The sequence below is a fragment of the Paracoccus panacisoli genome (assembly GCF_042435015.1).
Lineage (GTDB): Bacteria > Pseudomonadota > Alphaproteobacteria > Rhodobacterales > Rhodobacteraceae > Paracoccus > Paracoccus panacisoli.
This window is the reverse complement of the sequence record NZ_JBHMQU010000009.1, coordinates 109,444-129,622: the sequence shown is the minus strand read 5'-3', so window position 1 is coordinate 129,622 and position 20,179 is coordinate 109,444. Positions and strand designations below refer to the sequence as shown.

Sequence of the window (20,179 nt, the reverse complement as noted above, 5' to 3'; positions counted from 1 at the left end):
GGGGAGGGACCCGCATGGATTACGACATCGTCATCGCCGGGGCCGGCAGCGCCGGCTGCGTTCTGGCCGCGCGGCTGTCCGAGGACCCGCGGCTGCGCGTCGCGCTGATCGAGGCCGGCGGGCGCGACGATTATCCCTGGATCCACATCCCGATCGGCTATCTCTACTGCATCGGCAACCCCCGCACCGACTGGATGTACAAGACCGCCCCCGACCCGGGGCTGCACGGGCGCAGCCTGCTCTATCCCCGCGGGCGGGTGCTCGGCGGGTGCAGCTCGATCAACGGGATGCTGTATCTGCGCGGCCAGGCCGAGGACTACGACCAGTGGCGGCAAGCCGGCTGCACCGGCTGGGGCTGGGACGACGTGCTGCCGCTGTTTCGCAAGTCCGAGGACTATTTCGCGGGCCCGTCGGAGCATCACGGCGCCGGCGGCCCGTGGCGGATCGAGCGCCAGCGGCTGCGCTGGGACATCCTCGACGACTGGTCGCGCGCCGCCGAGGCCGAGGGCATCCCCTGCGTCGACGACTTCAACACCGGCGACAATGAGGGGGTGGGCTACTTCAAGGTCAGCCAGAAGAACGGCTGGCGCGTCTCGGCCGCCCGCGCCTTCCTGCGCCCGGCGATGCGGCGCCCGAACCTCACCGTCCTGACCCACCGCCAGGTGCGCCGGGTGATCTTCGAGGGCACGCGTGCCGCGGGCGTCGAGGTGGCGCTCGACGGCGGGGTCGAGGTGATCCGCGGCCGCGAGATCGTGCTCAGCGCGGGCGCCATCAACACCCCGCAGATCCTGCAGCTTTCCGGCATCGGCCCCGGCGCGCTTCTGCAGCAGATGGGGATCGAGGTCCGGCGCGAGGCTGCCGTGGGCGAGAACCTGCAGGACCACCTGCAACTGCGCTGCGCGTGGAAGGTCTCGGGCGGGCGGACGCTCAACCAGCTCGCCCGGCGCTGGTGGGGCAGGGGGATGATCGGGGCCGAATATCTGCTGCGCCGCACCGGCCCGATGAGCATGGCGCCCAGCCAGCTCGGCGCCTTTGCGCGGTCCTCGGGCGAGGTCGAGACGCCGGACCTCGAATGGCACGTCCAGCCGCTGAGCCTCGAGGCGTTCGGCCAGCCGCTGCATGATTTTCCGGCGATCACCGCCAGCGTCTGCCACTTGCGGCCAGAGAGCCGTGGCACGGTGCGGATCGGCTCGCCCGACCCGATGCGGGCGCCGGTGATCGCGCCGAACTACCTCTCGACCCCCGGCGACCGGCTGGTCGCGGCCCGCGCGATCCGGCGGACGCGGGCGATCATGGCCAACCCCGCGATGGCGAAATACCGCCCCGAAGAGTTCAAGCCCGGCCCCGCCTTCCAGACCGACGCCGAGCTGGCCGATGCGGCGGGCATGGTCGGCTCGACCATCTTCCACCCGGTCGGGACGGCGCGGATGGGCGCGGACGCGGGGGCGGTTGTCGATCCGCGCCTGCGGGTGCGCGGGGTCGAGGGCCTGCGCGTGGTCGATGCCTCGGTGATGCCGACGATCACCTCGGGCAACACCAACGCCCCCACGATCATGATCGCCGAGAAGGCCGCCGTGATGATGGCCGAGGATCTGCGCGGCATTTGAGCGGTTAACCGCGCCGTAACCGGGCCTCTGCTAAAGCTGTCCCTCGACGTGGTGACGGGGGCGATCATGGCAGGCAAGTCGGGCAAGGGCGCATCCCCGATCATCATCAAGCGGATCGAGGGCGGGGGTGAGGCCGGCCACCACGGCGGTGCGTGGAAGGTCGCCTACGCCGACTTCGTGACCGCGATGATGGCGTTCTTCCTGCTGATGTGGCTGCTCAATGCGACCACCGAAAAGCAGCGCCAGGGGCTCGCCGACTATTTCGACCCGACGATCGTGCAGTCCGATTCGGGCGGCTCGCAGGGGCTCGAGGGCGGCGACGCCGCCAGCCCGGCCTCGGATCAGGGCGCCGCGCCCGAGCGCAGCAGCGATGCGGAACTCGAGAAGCTCGCGCAGCATCTGCAGGACCAGCTGACCGGCAGCGGCGCCGAATCGATGCAGCGGGTGAACCTGCTGCGGCACGTCGTGACGCGGATGACCGACGAGGGCCTGGTGATCGAGCTTGGCGACATCGTGGACGAGCCGCTGTTCGTCGGCGACAGCGCCGAGCCGTCGCCGGTGATGCGCGAGCTGACGGGGATCCTCGCGACGGTGCTGGGGCGGACCCGCAACCGGCTGGCGATCGCCGGCCATGTGCGGGGCTTCCCCGAGATGATGATCGAGAATCCCGTCTGGCCGCTTTCGGACCAGCGCGCCCACGCCACCCGCAAGCTGCTGGCCGAGGGCGGGCTCGATGAGCGCCGGGTCCAGCGGGTGACCGCCTTTGGCGACAAGAAGCCTCGCAATTCCAATGCGATGGACCCGGCCAACAACCGGATCGAGGTCATTTTACTCAGATAATGTTGGCGCGCGGGCCGGCGTTAGCCGGAAATTAAGGTCTCGCGTGGACAGTGACGGCAACAGCGCAACAACCAGGGTGATCCCATGTCGATTTCCTCGTCCCTCAATGCCGGAGTCGCCGGGCTGGCGGCCAACGCCACGCGGCTGGCCACCATCTCGGACAACATCGCAAACTCGGGGACCTACGGCTACAAGCGGGTGAACACCGAGTTCGAGAGCATGGTGATCAACCAGGCCCGCGGCGCGGGGGTGTACTCTGCCGGCGGGGTCCGCGCGACCACCTCGCGGATCATCGACGAAAAGGGGGCGCTGGTCTCCTCGAAGAACCCGCTCGACCTCGCGATCTCGGGGCGCGGCTTCCTGCCGGTGATCCAGTCGGTGGACCTCGCCAACCGCGGCGGCGGCGACAAGCCGATGACGATGACCTCGACCGGCGCCTTCCGCCCGGACGCCGAGGGGGTGCTGCGCACCGATTCGGGGTTGGTGCTGATGGGCTGGCCGGCGAACCAGGACGGCAACATCCCGGTCATGTCGCGCGATTCGGTGGCCGGTCTGCAGCCGGTGGTGCTGAACGCCAACCAGACCTCGGCCGACCCGACCACCGCCATGACCATCGGCATCAACCTGCCCGCGCTCGAGACCAAGGCCGGCGCCAGCGGCGATCCGTGGACCCGCAGCATCGAGTATTTCGGCAACCTCGGGACCTCCGAATCGCTCAATGTGACCTTCACCCCCACGGTGGCGGCCGGCTCGGGCCTCTCGAACACCTGGACGATGGAGATCCGGGATTCCGCCAGCGACCCCGCCTCGAACCTGATCGGCAGCTACGAGCTGGTCTTCGACGACAGCCAGACGATGGGTGGGACGCTCGCTTCGGTCACTACGCTGTCGGGCGGCGCCTATGATCCGGCGACCGGGCAGCTGGCGCTGAACGTGGCGGGCGGGCCAATGACCGTCTCGATCGGCCGGCTCGGCGACCCGAATGGGCTGACCCAGCTCGACGACGACTTCGCCACCACCAACATCACCAAGGACGGCTCTCCGGTCGGCAACCTGACCGCGGTCGAGGTGGACGAGAACGGGATGATGCGGGCGACCTACGACACCGGTTTCATCCGCACCCTCTACCAGATCCCGCTGGTCGATGTGCCGAACCCGAACGGGTTGATCGCCCTGAACAACCAGACCTATCAGGTGTCGCCGAACTCGGGCTCGTTCTTCCTGTGGGATGCGGGCGACGGGCCCACCGGCGCGGTCGTGGGGTATGCCCGCGAAGGCTCGACCACCGACGTTGCGGCCGAGTTGACCGACCTCATTCAGACCCAGCGCGCCTATTCGTCCAACGCCAAGGTCATCCAGACCGTGGACGAGATGCTGCAGGAAACCACCAACATCAAGCGCTGACGCGCGCGGAGGCCGCGGCCCTGAGGCCGCGGGTTGAGCCATGAGCCTGTCGAACGCCCTCTCGAATGCCGTCTCGGGGATCGTCGCGGCGTCGCGCGGCACCGAGGTGGTGGCCTCGAACCTCGCGAACGCGATGACCCCCGGCTTTGCCCGGCGCGAAGTCCAGCTGTCCGCACGACCGTGGATCGGCGGGGGCGGCGGCGTCCACATCGAGGGGGTCGAGCGTGTCGTGCGCACCGCCATCCTCGGCCAGAGCCGCACCGCCGGGGCCGAGACTACGCGCGCCCAGACGCTCGCCAGCTTTCACAAGGGCATGGCCGAGGCGATCGGCGTCCCCGGCGAGGCGGGTGCGCTGGGCACGCTGCTCGCGAGCTTCGACGCGGCGCTGATCAGCGCCGCCGCGCGGCCGGAGAGTGAGACGGCGCTCAACCGCGTCCTCACCACCGCTCAGGCGCTCGCGGGCGGCTACGGCACGCTCGGCGACCGCATCCAGGATGCGCGGACCGAGGCTGATCGGGCCATCGCCGACGATGTGCGCAAACTCAACGAGGGGCTGGGACGGGTCGTCGCGCTGAACCGCCAGATCGTCCAGCAGACGGCTTCGGGCGGCGACGTCGCTTCGCTTGAGGACGAGCGGCAAAAGGTGATCGACGGTCTCTCGAAGATCATGCCGATTCAGGAACTTCCCCGCGAGAACGGCCGAGTGGCGCTCTTCACCTCCGGGGGGGGCGTGCTCCTCGACGGCTTTACTCCGGTGACGTTCGGCTTCACGCCCGCCGGGGCCTTCCGGCCCGACATGGCGACGGGCGCGCCGCCCGTCAGCGGTCTGACGGTGGATGGGCTGGCCCTCTCGCCGGGGCAGATGCGCAGCTTCTCTGGCGGTCGGCTGGGCGCGAATTTCCAGATCCGCGATGTCGACGCCCCGGCCGCCCAAGCCCGCGTCGATGGCGCGGCGCGCGACCTGATCGAACGCTTCGCCGACCCCGCGATCGACCCGACGGCCCCCCCGGGCGGCGGTCTCTACACCGATGGCGGGGCGCCCTTCACTGCCGCCAACGAGCGGGGGATCGCCCAACGGCTGGCCGTCGCCGACGCCATTATCCCCGCAGCCGGCGGTGGTCTCTGGCGCTTGCGCGACGGTCTCGGGGCCGCCACGCCGGGACCGGTCGGTCAGTCCGCGCTGCTCGACCGGATGCGTGGCGCGCTGACGGCATCCCGGCCGACGGCGTCACCCGCGGTCGCGGCGATGAGTCGCTCGGCCACGACGCTGGCCGCCGAGATCAGCTCGACCGCCGCGGTGGGACGGTTGGATGCCGAGGGCGTTCTGGCCGGCGCGGCCGCCCAGTCGAACAGCTACGAGACAATGCTGCGCCAGGATGGCGTGGACAGCGACCGCGAGATGGAGGCGCTGCTCGCGCTAGAGCGCGCTTACGCCGCCAACGCCAAGGTTCTGCAAACGGTGGATGACATGCTCCAGACCATCCTGAGGCTGACATGACGGGGTTCACATCGGTCGGCGACCTGTCCCGCTTTGTTCTGCTGCGGCAATCGAACGCGCAGCTCAAGACCCGGTTGAGCGTGCTCTCACAAGAGATGACCATCGGCCTCAAGGCCGATGTGCCCGCCGCGACCGGTGGCAATCTGGGTCGGCTGGCTCAGGTGCAAGGCCGCCTTGCCACGCTCGAGAGCTTCAATCGCAACGCCAGCCTGGCGCAGTCCGAGACGAGCGCTCTGCAGGCGGCCCTCGAAGGGATTGCCGGGTTGGCCAACCGCGGCCCCGAGTTGCAGGCGGCCGCAGCGATGGAGGATGAAGCGGCGCTCGACATGCGCGCGGCCCAGGCGACGCAGGATTTCCGCACGGCGGTTCGCCTAATCAACACCGAGGCGGGGGGCCGGTTTGCCCTATCCGGCACCGAGGTCGGGACGGCGCCGTTGGCGCCCGCCGAAGATATTCTCGCGCTGGCCCGGACGCAGGTTGCGGGGATGACGGACCCCGTCGCGATCTCGGGCGCGCTGGATGCGTGGTTCAGTTCGGACGCGGCCGGCGGGTTTCTGGATCAGGCCTTCCGGGGAAATACCGAGGCGACCTCGACAGGTGTCTCGCCCGACACCACAATCCAGCGTGACCTGAACGCCAGCGCCCCGGAGTTCCGCACTTTGCTCAAGGGACTGGCGATGGTCGCCCTCGCCGGAGAGCCCGCCGCGGCCTTGCCCCATGGCGCCAAGTCGATCCTGATCCGCGCCGCAGGCCGCGAACTTTCAGAGGCCAGTCTCGGCATCGTCCGGGCCCGTGCCACCCTCGGGATGCAACAGGAGTTGATCGATCGGGCCCTTGCCCGCAACGCGGCCGAAGGCAGCGCGCTGTCCATCGCGCGCTCGGACATTCTCGCCGCCGACCCGTATCAGACCGCGTCGGAGTTGACCCAGACCGAGGCGAACCTGCAGAATCTCTACGCGCTCACCGCGCGGCTGACGAAGCTGAGCCTGACGGATTACATCCGATGAGGTGGTGGCGGCTCGTTCTCACCCTCGTCCTGCTTCCCGCAATGGCGTGGGCGGCTCCGGTGCGCATCAAGGATCTGGCCACCGTCGACGGGGTCAGGGGCAACGATCTCGTGGGTTACGGGCTCGTGGTGGGGCTGAACGGCACGGGCGACAGCCTGCGCAACGCTCCCTACACCGAAGAGATGCTGGGCGGGCTGCTCGAGCGGCTAGGCGTCAACGTCACCGGCGAGAGCTTCCGGCCCAAGAACGTCGCTGCCGTGCTGGTGACCGCGACCCTGCCGCCCTTTGCGCGGGCGGGCAGCCAGACGGACGTGAGCGTGGCCGCGATCGGCGATGCCAAGAGCCTGCTGGGCGGGACGCTGATCATGACTCCGCTCAACGCGGCGGACGGCGAGGTCTACGCCGTCGCGCAGGGGTCCATCATCGCCGGTGGCGTGTCCGCCGAGGGCGAGGGCGCTTCGGTCGTCCAGGGCGTCCCTACGTCCGGCACCATCCCGTCCGGCGCGAGGGTCGAGCGCGAGGTCGACTTCGACTTCTCGCAGATGAGCAGCTTCCGGCTGGCGTTGCGAACGGCGGATTTCACCACCGCGGCGCGGATCGAGAAAGCGATCAACGACGATCTGGGCGACGGGGTGGCGACGCTGATGGACGCGGCGACGATCTCGATCGACTCAACGCCGATGGGACGGGTGAACCCGGCGCGATTGGTCGGCCGGATCGAGAACATCGCCGTCGAGCCCGAGACCCGCGCCCGCGTCGTGGTCGATCACCGATCCGGCACGATCGTGATGGGGGAGGACGTGCGGATCTCGCGCGTGGCGGTCTCGCAGGGCAACCTGACGTTGCGGGTGCGGGAGACTCCGGTCGTATCGCAGCCGAATCCCTTTGCGCCGGGGCAGACGGTGGTCGTCCCGCGGACGGATGCGCAGATCACGCAAGAGCCGGGGATCGGCTTTGCCGAGGTGAGTGGCGAATCCTCGCTGTCGGACGTCGTCGCCGGGCTGAACGCACTCGGGGTCCGGCCGCGCGAATTGATCGACATCCTCAAGGCAGTCCACGCGGCGGGGGCGCTTCATGCCGAGTTCATCGTGAATTGAGGAGGCCGGGGTTCGCTAATCTCGAAAGTTGATCTGCGCACAAAGCTAGAGGGTGTGGGACACCGGGACGGGCGGAGACGGTGCCGGTCAAATGTTCAGGCCTCCGTGCGAGATAGTCTCTTAATGTGCGCCGCCTGCCGTGCTTGTTCCAAGGTGCGCTACGTGCCGGGCTTGTTGAGGCCAGCGTAGGGTATCATTTGGCATCGCTCAGATCACTGGAAAGTATTTGGGCCGAGATTGCGGGCCCTTACCAAGAAATGCGTCGAGCATACGCGGAGAACGCGGGAGGCCCTCCGCGAGGTGGGCAAGGCCTCGACTTTGCCCGCCCGGCGAGCACCTTCCCGCTCAGCGCAGTCTTGCGAACCGCTTTGACGCACCGCCGTTCAAATCCCGCGGCCCCGGTGCGCATGAGTTGCCGCTCTGGCGACGACCGGCTGGGCCGCCGCGGTCGGCCGTCACCCGAGGGCGGGTGATCCGACCCAGGATCGATGCGTCGCGCTGTTCCTGAACGATGGGGTCTATGGCGGGCTGAACGAGTTGCCGGTGATCGGCAACCTCGAACTGCTCGACACCAACCGCAATCCCTCGGCTCAACCGCAACACTTCGTCCCGGTAGATGAGCTAACCGTTGACCCAAACCAAGCGCCGCCCCAACGAGGCGGATCAACAACATCGGCTCCCCTACCGGGCGCGCAGTCGCGGCGAGGACTCCCGTTTTCGGCAGCCTGGAGCCCCGCGTCACACCCCGATGGCGGACTAGGCGCCGCGCCGCACCGCGCCCGGCTCACCCGAACCGCAACACCTCGTCCGCTGCGACGATCTAGCCGTTCTCCGTCACCTCGAGCCCCGAGGCGGCGCGGCGGACTATGCGCCGCGCCGCACCGGACCTGCTCATCCGAACCGCAACACCTCGTTCGCCCCCACGGGATCGCCGTTCGCCGTCACCTCAAGGCCCGAGCCCGCGCGGCGGACCTCGATGCGGATCGGCTCGCCATTTTCGCGGCGCAGGGTGGCGGAGAGGCTGGACCAGCTGTCGGGCAGGCCCGGGGTCAGCGTCACGCCCTCGGGGTGGCGGGCGATGCCGAGCAGACCCTCGACCGCAGCGCGGTAGACCCAGCCGGCCGAGCCGGTGTACCACGTCCAGCCGCCGCGCCCGATCTTGTCGCGCCCGGCGTAGACGTCGGCGGCGACGACGTAGGGCTCGACCCGGTAGATCTCGGCCGAGCGCGCGTCGAGCGCGTGGTTGATCGGGTTCAGCGCCGTCAGCAGCCAGTGGGCCCGGGTGCGGTCGCCGCTGCGGGCCAGCGCATAGACCATCCACGCCGCGGCGTGGGTGTACTGGCCGCCATTTTCGCGCACGCCCGGCGGGTAGGACTTGATGTAGCCCGGCTCGGCGTCGGTGTTCTGGAACGCGGGCGTGAACAGCCGCAAGAGCTGCCCGTCCCGGTCGAAGAGCTGCCCAAGCGCCGCGTTCACGGCGTCGAGCGCCCGGTCGGCGCGGCCCGCGCCCGAGATCAGCGCCCAGCTTTGGGCGATCGAGTCGATCCGGCACTCGGCGCTCGCCGCCGACCCCAGCGGGGTGCCATCGTCGAAATAGCCGCGCCGATACCACGCGCCGTCCCAGCCCGCATCGTCCAATGCGGCGGCGACGCGGGTGGCGTGCGCCTCCCACGCGGCGGCGCGGGCGGCGTCGCCGCGGGCGCGGGCGAGCGGCGCGAAGCTCGAGATGGTGTCGCAGAGGAACCAGCCGAGCCACACGCTTTCGCCGCGCCCTGCCTCGCCCACGCGGTTCATCCCGTCGTTCCAGTCGCCGCCGAGGATCAAAGGCAGACCGTGCGGGCCGGTCCGCTCGACCGCGAGGTCCAGCGCCCGGGCGCAGTGGTCATAGAGCGGCGCCTCGCCCGCCGGCTGGGGCACGAAGAACCGGTCGTGCTCGCCCGGCTCGAGCGCGGGCCCGGCGACGAACGGCACCGGCTCGTCAAGGATCGCCGCGTCCCCGGTCGCCGCGACGTAGAGCGCGGTGATATGGCCCAGCCACACCACGTCGTCCGAGATCATCGTCCGCACGCCCGCGCCGGTCCGCGGCAGCCACCAGTGCTGGACGTCGCCCTCGGGGAACTGCCGGGCGGCGGCGTTGAGGATCTGGCGGCGGCAGAGCGAGGGGTCCTGCAGCAGCAGGGCGCTCGTATCCTGCAACTGGTCGCGGAAGCCGAAGGCGCCCGAGGCTTGGTAGAAGGCGGTGCGCGCCCGCACCCGGCAGGTGATTGCCTGATAGGGCAGCCAGGTGTTGACCATCAGGTTCAGCTGCTCGTCCGGCGTCTCGATCTGCAGCGTGCCGAGCACCCGGTCCCACTCGTCGCACTGGGCGGAGAGGGCGCGGTCCACGGCGCCCTCGGTGCGGGTCTCGGCCAGCACCTGGGGCAGGGCGTCGGCCGGCGCGTTGGCCAGCACCAGCGTGGCGGTCTCGGACTGGCCCGGCGCCAGCGTGATCCCCCAGCGCAGCGCAAGACACGGGTCGCCCGCCGCCTCGGCCTCGGTCCAGCGCGCCAGCGCCTGCGGGCGGCGCAGCCCGCCGCCGCGGCCGAGGAACGCGGTGCGGTCGCCGCAGAACCCGTCCACCGGCCGGTCGAGCGCCAGCGCGGTCAGCCGCTCGGCGAAGTCGGTCGAGAAGTTGTTGCGCGCCACGTGGGCGCCGGTCTCGGGGTCGAAGCCGGTCTGCACCATCGGCGCGGTCCGGGCGCGGTCGGTCCCGAGCACCAGCTCGGCATAGGCCACCCCGTGCAGGCTCAGCGGGCGGTCGGTGCGGTTCGTCACCGTCAGCCGGGTCAGCCGGGCCGGGTGGCGCGGGTCGAGCGTCATCGTCGCCTCGACCCGGACCCAGCCGTAATCGCCCGAGAAGCGCGAATAGCCCAGCCCGTGCGCCGTCTCGTGCACCGCGTCCCGGTCGTCGGAGAGGCCAAGAAACGGGGTCGCCGTGCGCCCGGTCTCGGGGTCGTGGATCAGGATCGCCTCGCCCGGGCGGTTGGTCACCGGGTCGTTCGACCACGGCGTGATCTGGTAGTCGCGCGAGTTGACCGCCCAGGTGTAGGGCGCCCCTTCGGCCGAGACGTGGAAGCCGAAATCCTCGCGCGCGATGACGTTGATCCAGGGGTGCGGGGTGTGCCGGTCATGGGCCAGCCGCAGCACGTATTCCCGCCCGTCGGGCGAGAAGCCCCCGAAGCCGTTCCAGAACTTGAGCGGCGAGGTTGGGGGATCGTCGGGCCGGGGGCCGGGGCCGCGGATCTCGTCCAGCAGCGCGAGGCGGCGGCGGGTGGGCACCCGCTCGGGTGCGGGCGCGCCCTCGCGCAGCCGGTCGAGCTGCTCGGCCAGCTTGCCGTTGCGGGTGTGCAGCATGATCCGCGCCGCCGAGACCAGCGTGTCGAAGCTCGCCTTGCTGATCTGGTCGCGCCGGACCGCATGGACCCGGCGCGGGGCCGAGGGGCCGGCCGCCTGCCATGCCGCATCCACGAGCTGCTGGATCGCGTGCTGCAGGTCCTGCACATAGCTCGAGGCGCGCTCGTTCAGGATCACCACGTCGTGGGCGACCCCGCGGTGGCGCAGGAACTCGTGCATCCGCAGCGCCTCGCGGATCATCGGCAGGTCGGCCTCGTCGTCGGTCCTGAGCAGCAGGATCGGGTCGTCGCCCGAGATGCCCATCGGCCAGAGGTCGGCCTGCGGCCCCAGCTCGGTCCGCCGCTTGGGCGTCGCCGCCAGCCGCAGGTCGGGCCAGATCAGCAGGCTGGCGTAGCTGCGGAACAGCTTGGCCTCGTCCAGCGTGACGTTGAGGTGGCGCAGCTGGACCTGCGAATAGGTCCAGGCGAGCCGCAGCTCGTGCTCGAACACCGCCGGGCGGGCGTAGTGGGCGGCCATGCGGTCGCGGTCGGCCTCGGTCTCGGCGATCAGCGTCCAGAAGGTCAGCGAGACGGTCTTGCCGGCCGGCACCCGGACCCGGCGGCGGATGGCGAAGATCGGGTCGAGGGTGTGGCCCTGCGAGCCGCCGAGCGACGCGCCCGCGTCGAAGGCCGCGGCGTCGGCCAGCGTCCGGCCGCGGCCGATGAAGGCGCGCCGGTCGGTCTCGGCCTCGGCCGAGGGGGTGATCGCCCCGTCCGGCCCGGCGACGAGATGGGCAAGGTGCACCGCCGCGCCGCGCGGGTCGCGCGGCCGCCGGGTCGCCACGATCAGCGCCCCGCCGTCGCGGATCTCGGTCTTGACGAACATCTTGGAAAACGCCGGGTGCGCCCGGTCCGAGGCGGGGTCGTCCAGCACGATCTCGCCGTACGAGGTGACCTCGATGGTCTTGTCGGACCCCGAGCGGTTGCGCAGCGTCAGGCGGCGGCCGTCGGCGTTGCCCTCGGTCGCGGCGATGACCTCCATCCGGCTTTCGATGGCGTTGGCGGTCTTGAAGAACTCGGCCTTGTGGTCCGAGAACACCACCGAGGACCGCTCGTCGCGCCCCGAGCAGGGGGCGTGGCTGGCCGACCACCACTCGCCCGACTGCACGTCGCGCATGAAGAGGAAGATGCCGCCGTCATCCAGCGTCGGGTCGGGCGACCAGCGGTTCAGCGCCCGCTTGCCCAGCATGGCGCGCCCAGCGCCGGTCGAGCTGATGATGGTCGAGAACTGCCCGTTGGTGATCAGCGCCACCTCGCGCTCGGCCCGGCCGGGCTCGGTCACGGCGGTCTGGGTGTCGCCCGCGGCCAGCATCGAGCCGCGCCCCAGCCCCTCGGCCGAGGGCGCGCGGGTGACCGGGGTGATGTCGCGCGGCGATTTCTCCTGCAGCAGCAGCTCGGAGGCGCGCACGACGGGGTCGGCGTGGAAACGCTCGCGGTGGATGCCGTCCATCACCGTGTTGGCGATGGCCATGATCGACATCCCGTGGTGGTGGGCCATGACGTTGCGCACCACCGCATGGCGCTGCCGGTCGCGCAGCCGGGTCGGGGCAAAGTCCACCGCGTCGTAGAAGCCATAGGGCCCCTCGGCCCCCAGCGCCTGCAGGGCGCGCAGGTTCTTGACCGCCGCCTCGGGCTGGACCTGCGCCGCCATCAGCGAGGCATAGGGCGCCACCACGTAGTCGCCGCCCGACCGCTTCAGCGCCAGCGTCGGCACGCCGAAGGCATAGTACTGGTAGTTCATGTCCCGGTCGCGGGCGTTGAAGGCGCTCTCCGAGATCCCCCAGGGCAGCCCGTGCGAGCGCCCCCACTCCATCTGCACTTCGACCGCCATGCGGCTCGAGTGGTTGAGGATGCCGCCCTGCCGTTCCTTGAGCAGCAGCGGCGGCATCAGGTATTCGAACATGCAGCCCGACCACGACAGCAGCACCCCCTGGTGCCCGACCGTGGCGAAGGGGCGGCCGAGCCGCGCCCAGTGCTCCTTGCGGATGTCGCCCTTGGCGATGGCGAGGAAGCTGGTCAGCCGCGCCTCCGAGGCGAGCAGGTCGTAGGAGCTTTCGTCAAGCTGGTCGTCCTGCGGCCGGTAGCCGATCGAGAGCAGCATCTTGTCGCGCTGCACGAAGAGCCCGAAGTCCATCTGGAACGCCAGCAGCCGCGCCCGCTCGGCCAAGAGCCGGGTGCGCAGCACGAAGCTGTCGATGGACTCGCGCCCTTCCGAGGCGGGCACCATCACGTCGCCCGCGTCGCGCGCCAGTGCCCGCGCCCAGGCCAGCACCTCGGCCCCGGCCTCGTCGGCCATCGCCGCGTCGAGATCGGCGGCGAGCCGGGCGATCTCGGTCGCGCGGGTCGTCAGCTGCGCCGCGGCGAGCGGGTCGGCCAGCGGCCCGCCGGCGGTCTGCGCCAGCACCCCCTCGAACCCCGCGATGGCACCGTCGAGCGCGGCGCGCAGGTCGTGCAGGCTCTTGCGGTCGTCGGGCAGGGCGTCGAGCTCCATCCGCAGGTTGGCGAGCGTGTCGGCGAGCCCGACGGTCCGCCGGCGGCGCACCGAGGGGGCGTTGTCGGCCCAGCCGCGCAGGCCCGCGGCCAGCGCGATCAGCAGCCCCGACAGGTTGCCGCTGTCCACCGCCGAGACATAGGGCGCGGGCAGCACGGCGAGGCTGCGGGTGTCGTACCAGTTGAAGAAATGCCCGCGGAAGCGGGGCATCCGCTCCATCGTGGCCAGCGTCGCGTCGATCCGGGCCAGCGCGTTGTCGAGCCCGATCCAGCCGAAGTCATGCGCCGACATGACCGACATGAGATACAGGCCCATGTTGGTGGGCGAGGTGCGCTCGGCCAGTTTCGGGCTGGGCGTCGCCTGCCAGTTGTCGGGCGGCAGGTGGTTCGTCTCGGCGCTGACGAAGGTCTCAAAGTAGCGCCAGGTGCGGCGGGCGATGCGGCGCAGCTCGGCCTCGTCGCCGGGGGCGAGGGCCAGCCGGTCCTCGGTCCCGAGCGGGCGCGAGGCACGCTCCATGATCCAGGGCGCGGCGATCCAGACCCCGCCGACGAAGAGCGCCACGGGCAGGGCGGTCGGGTTCAGCACCGCGGTGGCCAGGATCGCCGCCGTGCCGATCAAGGGCGAGGCGATCATCCGCCGGTATTCGGCCCGCGGCCCGCCGCCGGCACGGCCCGCGTCGCGGGCGGTCGTCCACTCCAGCAGGTGCTGGCGGCTGACGGTCATCCGCCACAGCGTCCGGGTGATGGCGTCGAGCGAGGCCCAGGCCCGGTGCGCCGCCGTCGCCAGCCGCAGCCCGAGCTGGGTGACATAGGCGGCCGCGTCGCGCAGGACGTGGCGCAGGTGATAGTCCCACGAGACGCCGTACTGCGGGCTGAAGATCCGCAGATCGACCTGCAGGATATGGACGAGCGCCGCCAGCCCGATCAGCGCCGCCTGCCAGCCGAGCGCCCATTCGCCGGGCAGAAGTAGCCATCCCGCGATGGAGGCCCCGACCCAGGCGGGCGTCACCAGCGCGCGGCGCAGGTTGTCGATCATCTTGAACCGCGCCAGCCCCGACAGGCCATTGCCCGGCGCCACGATCATCGGCAGCAGCTGCCAGTCGCCGCGGGTCCAGCGGTGCTGGCGGCTCGCCTCGGTCGCGTAGCGGATCGGGAAATCCTCGACCACCTCGACGTCCGTCACCAGCGCCGCGCGGGCGAGGCTGCCCTCGAGCAGGTCGTGCGACAGGATCGCGTTCTCGGCCAGGCGGTCGTCGATGGCGGCCTCGAAGGCGTCCACGTCGTAGATGCCCTTGCCGGTGAAGCTGCCCTCGCCCAGCAGGTCCTGATAGAGGTCCGAGACGGTGAAGACGTAGGGATCGAGGCCCCGGTTGGCCGAGAAGATGCGCTGGAACACCGACGCCTCGGCGCCCGTGGTCAGCGAGGGCGTGACCCGCGGCTGCATGATCGCGTGGCCGCGGATCACCACCCCGTCGGCGCGCGCCACCGGCCGGTTGACCGGGTGCGCCATCTTGCCCGCCAAACCCGAGACGGTGTCGCGCGGCAGGCGGGTGTCGCTGTCCAGCGTCACCACGTAGCGGATGCCCTCGGGCGGGGTCGGGCCGGTCGGCACGAAGCTGGTGCCGGCGTGGCCGCGCAAGAGCTTGTTCAGCTCGGTCAGCTTGCCGCGCTTGCGCTCCCACCCCATCCAGGCGCCTTCGGAGGGGTTCCACAGCCGCCGCCGATGCAGCAGGAAGAAGCGCCGCACGCCGCCGTGGTCATACTGCTCGGCCAGCGCGTCGATGCGCGCCTGCGCGTGGTCCAGCAGGCGCTGGTCCTCGGGCAGGGTCTCGGTCGGGGCATCCTTCCAGTCGGTGAGCAGCGCGAAGGTCACGTCGCCCAGCGGGTTGGCGAGGTAGTGCGACTCGAGCATCTCGGCCAGCTCGTCGATGGCGTCGATCGAGGTGATCATGCCGGGGATCACGACCAGAGTGCGCGCCTCGGGCGGAACGCCGGCGCGGAAATCGTAGCTCGGCAGGCGCTGCGGGGTCAGCACCTTGGCGGCGAGCCAGCCGATCGCCTGCATCGCCGTGTCCGAGGCCGGCAGCACCGCGAGCGTCAGCAGCAGCGCCAGTTGCCAGCGCGGCAGCCCGGCCGGCAGCGCGCCCGAGAGTGCCGCGACCAGCACCGCGGTCAGCGCCGCGAGGGTCAGGACCAGCGTCCACCAGCCGACCATCCGCCGGGGCAGGGCGATGCGCTCGCGCCAGCCGGGGCGATAGCCGCAGCTCTTGCGGAAGGCCGCCTGCGCCTCGCCCACCAGCAGGTGCCCGACCTCGGTGCGGCCCGGCGCGGGGGCGCGGGCGGGGTCCAGGGCGGGCGACAGCGGCGCCAGCGCGGCCCCCCCGTCGGCGCGGTCCTGCGTGGCATCGGCGCGGCCCTGGTCGATGGCGCGCTGCGCCACCTGCGTCTCGGTCAGGTCGCAGCGGCGCGCGATGCGCTCGATCGCGGCGCGGTAGCTGGCGCGGGTGCCCTGGTCCACGCGGTCGAACTCGGTCGCCTGGGTCAGCAGCGCGTCGACGTGGCTCACCCCCTCGAACCAGTCGAGCCAGTCGATCTCGCCGGTGCGCCGCAGGCTGCGGATGATGTTGCCGACCGTCACGTTGCCCGAGGACTGGCGCGCGTATTCGGTCTGCACCGCCCGCTCGCCCGCTTGCGGCCCGCCGAGCCGCCGCTCGAGCGCCATCAGCGCCGCCTGGCTGTCCGGCCCCCCGTCCCGCAGCCGGTAGAGGAGCTGCGCGGCCACCGTGTCGTCCACGACGAGCGCGGCGTTGCGGTCGATCACCGCGGCGCAGGCGGCCGAGCCCTCGGCATCGGCCAGCGCATCGGCGATCCGGTTCGCCGCGCTGCGCCGCTCGCGCGCCAGCGACACCCGGTCGGACAGGCGGCGCAGGTTTTCGACCAGCACATAGCGCAGGAAAGTCGGCACCGCCCACAGCTCGGCGATGGTCAGGGTCTGCACCGACTGGTAGCCGCGCAGGAAGCTGGTCAGGTCGTCGGCGGTGATTTCCGAGTTGGTCAGCGCGACGAAATACCACGCCAGCAGCAGCGCCCGCGGCGCCGTCCCGCCGCCCGACAGCGCCACCCGCGGCAGCCGGTCCAGGAAGTTCGGACCGAAGGCCTGGCGCAGCTGGCGCAGGTTTTCCTCGACCATGTGGTGGTTGTCGATCAGCCACTCGGCCGCCGGGGTGATCGCCTGCCCGTCATCCTCGGCCGCCACCCCGTCGAGGTAGTTGCGCCGGATCGCGTCCTGGTTCTCGCGCAGCCGCCGCACCGGACGCGCGGGGGCGTCGGGCAGGTCGGGGCGCGGCGTCGCCGCCAGCTCGCGCCCCGCGTCGTAGAGCGAGCGCCCGGTCCAGACGTCGAAGCGGATCGGGTTCGGCGCGTCCTGCCAGTCGCGCGGCAGATCGCTGCGCCCCCGTCCCGCGCGCCGGTGCAGGCGCAGCGCCTCGGCAAGGCTCGAGCGGGCGGACCGGCGGCGGCGGCTGCGCGCGGGGGGGCTGGGCATCGTCATGGCGGATCCTGCTGGCTTGAGCGGCAAACCTGTGCCGGTGCTGCGGAAAGCACAAGCCCGCACCGGGACCGGGCGGGCGTTCCGCTGGGTTCCGGGGCCCGGCGGCGCCGGCCCGTGCCGGGTGGCTGGGCAAACTGTCGCACCCGCGGTCGCCTTCGACCTTGACCCCGCCGCAGGCCCGCGCGGCCGCCCCTGTCGCGCCCCGCCCGACTGCGCTATGGCGACCCCGACATGACCGACAGGAGCTGCCCGCCATGACCGCCCCCTCTGCCCGGACCGTGCCCACCCGTCCCATTGCGGGGCAGAAGCCCGGCACCTCGGGCCTGCGCAAGAAGACCCGCGAGTTCATGCAGCCCGGCTATCTCGAGAACTTCACCCAGTCGCTGTTCGACTCGCTCGGCGGGGTGGCGGGGCTGACGCTGGTCCTCGGCGGCGACGGCCGCTTCGGCAACGCCGCGGCGGTGCAGACCATCCTGCGGATGGCGGCGGCCAACGGCGTCGCGCGGATGATCGTCGGGCAGGGCGGGCTGCTCTCGACCCCCGCGGCCTCGCATCTGATCCGCCTCAACGGCGCGGACGGCGGGATCATTCTGTCGGCGAGCCACAACCCCGGCGGCCCGGACGAGGACTTCGGGATGAAGTTCAACGGTCCGAACGGCGGCCCCGCGCCCGAGTCGGTCACCGACGCGATCTTCGCCCGCACCGCGACCATCGACGCCTACCACACGCTCGACACCCCCGACCTCGATCTGGGCGCGGTGGGCGAGGCGCGGCTGGGCGAGATGGTGGTCGAGATCGTCGACCCCGTCGCCGACTACGCCGCGCTGATGGAGCGGCTGTTCGACTTTCCCGCCATCCGCGCGCTCTTCGCGGGCGGCTTCACCATGCGCTTCGACGCCATGCACGCCGTCACCGGCCCCTATGCGACCGAGATCCTCGAGCGCCGGCTGGGCGCGGCCCCGGGCACCGTCGTCAACGCCGTCCCGCGGCCCGATTTCGGCGGCGGCCACCCGGACCCGAACCCGGTCTGGGCGCGGGACCTGGTCGAGCTGATGCTCGCCGCGGACGCCCCCGACTTCGCCGCCGCCTCGGACGGGGACGGGGACCGCAACATGATCCTCGGCCGCGGGGTCTATGTCACGCCCTCGGACAGCCTCGCCGTGCTGGCCGCCAACGCGACCGCCGCCCCGGCCTGCGCCGGCGGGCTCAAGGGCATCGCCCGGTCGATGCCGACCAGCCGCGCCGCCGACCGGGTGGCCGAGGCGCTGGGGATCGCGCTCTACGAGACGCCGACCGGGTGGAAGTTCTTCGGCAACCTGCTCGACGCCGGCCGGGTGACGATCTGCGGCGAGGAGAGCGCGGGCACCGGCTCGGACCACGTGCGCGAGAAGGACGGTCTTTGGGCCGTGCTGTTGTGGCTGAACATCCTCGCCGCGCGGCAGCAGCCGGTGGCCGCGGTGATGGCTGATCACTGGGCGCGCTACGGTCGCGACTACTACAGCCGCCACGACTACGAGGGCGTGGACGCCGCCCGCGCGAGCGCGCTGATCGAGCGGCTGCGCGGCATGGTGGCCTCGCTGCCGGGGCAGTCCTTCGCCGGCCTGACGGTGACCGAGGCAGACGATTTCGCCTATTCCGACCCGGTGGACGGCTCGACCTCGGCCCGGCAGGGCATCCGGGTGCTGTTCGCGGACGGCAGCCGCGCGGTGTTCCGCCTGTCCGGCACCGGGACCGAGGGCGCCACGCTGCGCGTCTACCTCGAGCGGCACGAGGGCCCGGGCGGCCGCCACGACCTCGACCCCGCCGAGGCGCTCTCCCCCGTGATCGCCGCCGCCGACGCGCTGGCGCTGATCCGCGAACACACCGGCCGCGACGCGCCGGACGTGACGACCTGAGGGGGGCATAGCCCCCCACGCTGGCAACCGGCGCGCCCTTGCCGCGTTGTCGTGAAACCGTCACGCTGTCGCCATAAGTGGGGCGGCAGCGCGCACCCGGCCTGGGGCCGCCCTGCGCACCCGATGAAGAAGGATGACCTCAATGCGGATCGCGGTTCTCGGTGGCGATGGGTTCGTGGGCTGGCCCACCTCGCTGCACCTCTCCAACCTCGGGCACGAGGTCCACATCGTCGACAACCTCAGCCGCCGCTGGATCGACACCGAACTGGGCGTGCAGTCGCTGACCCCGATGGATTCGATCCAGGAGCGCTGCCGGATCTGGAAGCAGGAGAGCGGCAACACCATCCACTTCCACCTGCTGAACCTCGCCACCGAATACGAGCGGCTCAAGGCGTGGCTCGCGGACCACAAGCCTGACGCGCTGATCCATTTCGCCGAACAGCGCGCCGCGCCCTATTCGATGAAGACCGACCGCCACAAGGTCTACACCGTCGACAACAACGTCAACGCGACCCACAACGTGCTGGCGGCGCTGGTGGAAACCGGCATCGACGCGCATCTCGTGCATCTCGGGACGATGGGGGTCTATGGCTATTCCTCGGTCGGGGCGCCGATCCCCGAGGGCTATCTCGACATCGAGATCGATACGCCGACCGGCAAGAAACCCCAGCAGATCCTGTATCCGACGCGCCCCGGCTCGGTCTATCACATGACCAAGTCGCTCGATCAGATCCTGTTCCAGTTCTACGCCCAGAACGACGGGCTCAGGATCACCGACCTGCATCAGGGGATCGTCTGGGGCACCCATACCGACCAGACGCGCCGGCATGAGCAGCTGATCAACCGCTTCGACTATGACGGCGACTACGGCACGGTGCTCAACCGCTTCCTGATCCAGGCGGCGATCGGCTACCCGTTGACGGTGCACGGCACCGGCGGGCAGACCCGCGCCTTCATTCACCTGCAGGACTGCGTGCGCTGCATCGAGCTGGCGCTGTCGGACGCCCCCAAGGCAGGCGAGCGCGTCCGCATCTTCAACCAGATGACCGAGACGCACCGGGTCCGCGACCTCGCGCAGCTGGTGGCGCGGCTGACCGGCGCCGAGGTGAAGTTCCTGCCCAACCCCCGCAAGGAGGCGGACGAGAACGACCTTCTGGTCAAGAACGACCAGTTCCTGTCGCTCGGCCTCAACCCGATCACCCTGCAGGAGGGGCTGCTGGCCGAGGTGGTGGACGTGGCGCGCAAATATGCCCACCGCATCGACCGGACCCGGGTGCCCGCGGTCAGCGCCTGGACGCGCGACATCGCCCAGCGGGTCGACCACGACCCCGAGGGCAAGCGGCTCAAGGCGGTCTGAGTG

9 protein-coding genes are annotated in these 20,179 nt (G+C 71.1%); 8 read left to right on the top strand and 1 reads right to left on the bottom strand.

All coding sequences use genetic code 11. From position 1 onward, the window contains the following. The first annotated feature begins 14 nt into the window (after window positions 1–14). The 6 genes from ACFHYO_RS02230 (at window position 15) to ACFHYO_RS02205 (ending at window position 7,453) form a co-directional block, all read left to right on the top strand. Window positions 15–1,607, top strand: coding sequence for a GMC family oxidoreductase (locus ACFHYO_RS02230; protein WP_394318066.1), 1,593 nt, complete (start codon window positions 15–17; stop codon window positions 1,605–1,607). 66 nt (window positions 1,608–1,673) lie between these two features. Continuing rightward, on the top strand, window positions 1,674–2,447 hold the full coding sequence (locus ACFHYO_RS02225; RefSeq protein WP_036708957.1) for a flagellar motor protein MotB: 774 nt from the start codon (window positions 1,674–1,676) through the stop codon (window positions 2,445–2,447). An 84-nt stretch (window positions 2,448–2,531) separates the two neighbouring features. Then, on the top strand, window positions 2,532–3,851 hold the full coding sequence (locus ACFHYO_RS02220) for a flagellar hook protein FlgE (RefSeq protein WP_036703467.1): 1,320 nt from the start codon (window positions 2,532–2,534) through the stop codon (window positions 3,849–3,851). Window positions 3,852–3,891: 40 nt separating this feature from the next. After that, complete coding sequence (gene flgK, locus ACFHYO_RS02215; RefSeq protein WP_394318063.1) at window positions 3,892–5,349, top strand: flagellar hook-associated protein FlgK; 1,458 nt, start codon at window positions 3,892–3,894, stop codon at window positions 5,347–5,349. Next, a complete protein-coding gene (locus ACFHYO_RS02210) occupies window positions 5,346–6,356 on the top strand; it encodes a flagellin family protein (protein ID WP_394318061.1) in 1,011 nt (336 codons plus the stop codon). The genes flgK and ACFHYO_RS02210 overlap by 4 nt, the downstream gene beginning before the upstream one ends. Next, window positions 6,353–7,453, top strand: coding sequence for a flagellar basal body P-ring protein FlgI (locus ACFHYO_RS02205; protein WP_394318059.1), 1,101 nt, complete (start codon window positions 6,353–6,355; stop codon window positions 7,451–7,453). Before ACFHYO_RS02210 ends, ACFHYO_RS02205 begins: the two co-directional genes overlap by 4 nt. An 891-nt stretch (window positions 7,454–8,344) precedes the next feature. On the opposite strand, the gene ACFHYO_RS02200 is transcribed toward ACFHYO_RS02205, so the two are convergent. After that, window positions 8,345–16,924 (bottom strand): glycoside hydrolase family 94 protein, encoded by an 8,580-nt coding sequence (locus tag ACFHYO_RS02200; protein WP_394318057.1) that lies wholly within the window; start codon window positions 16,922–16,924, stop codon window positions 8,345–8,347. A 254-nt stretch (window positions 16,925–17,178) separates the two neighbouring features. On the opposite strand from ACFHYO_RS02200, the gene ACFHYO_RS02195 reads away from it, so the two are divergent. Further along, a complete protein-coding gene (locus ACFHYO_RS02195) occupies window positions 17,179–18,819 on the top strand; it encodes an alpha-D-glucose phosphate-specific phosphoglucomutase (RefSeq protein WP_394318055.1) in 1,641 nt (546 codons plus the stop codon). A gap of 142 nt (window positions 18,820–18,961) precedes the next feature. Next, complete coding sequence (locus ACFHYO_RS02190) at window positions 18,962–20,176, top strand: NAD-dependent epimerase/dehydratase family protein (RefSeq protein WP_036703662.1); 1,215 nt, start codon at window positions 18,962–18,964, stop codon at window positions 20,174–20,176. Window positions 20,177–20,179: the final 3 nt, after the last annotated feature.

What these genes read in the sequence shown, in the direction of transcription:
- ACFHYO_RS02230 (WP_394318066.1), top strand. Translation starts at nt 15, where the DNA reads ATGGATTACGACATCGTCATCGCCGGGGCCGGCAGCGCCGGCTGCGTT.
- ACFHYO_RS02225 (WP_036708957.1), top strand. Translation starts at nt 1,674, where the DNA reads ATGGCAGGCAAGTCGGGCAAGGGCGCATCCCCGATCATCATCAAGCGG.
- ACFHYO_RS02220 (WP_036703467.1), top strand. Translation starts at nt 2,532, where the DNA reads ATGTCGATTTCCTCGTCCCTCAATGCCGGAGTCGCCGGGCTGGCGGCC.
- flgK (WP_394318063.1), top strand. Translation starts at nt 3,892, where the DNA reads ATGAGCCTGTCGAACGCCCTCTCGAATGCCGTCTCGGGGATCGTCGCG.
- ACFHYO_RS02210 (WP_394318061.1), top strand. Translation starts at nt 5,346, where the DNA reads ATGACGGGGTTCACATCGGTCGGCGACCTGTCCCGCTTTGTTCTGCTG.
- ACFHYO_RS02205 (WP_394318059.1), top strand. Translation starts at nt 6,353, where the DNA reads ATGAGGTGGTGGCGGCTCGTTCTCACCCTCGTCCTGCTTCCCGCAATG.
- ACFHYO_RS02200 (WP_394318057.1), bottom strand. Translation starts at nt 16,924, where the DNA reads ATGACGATGCCCAGCCCCCCCGCGCGCAGCCGCCGCCGCCGGTCCGCC.
- ACFHYO_RS02195 (WP_394318055.1), top strand. Translation starts at nt 17,179, where the DNA reads ATGACCGCCCCCTCTGCCCGGACCGTGCCCACCCGTCCCATTGCGGGG.
- ACFHYO_RS02190 (WP_036703662.1), top strand. Translation starts at nt 18,962, where the DNA reads ATGCGGATCGCGGTTCTCGGTGGCGATGGGTTCGTGGGCTGGCCCACC.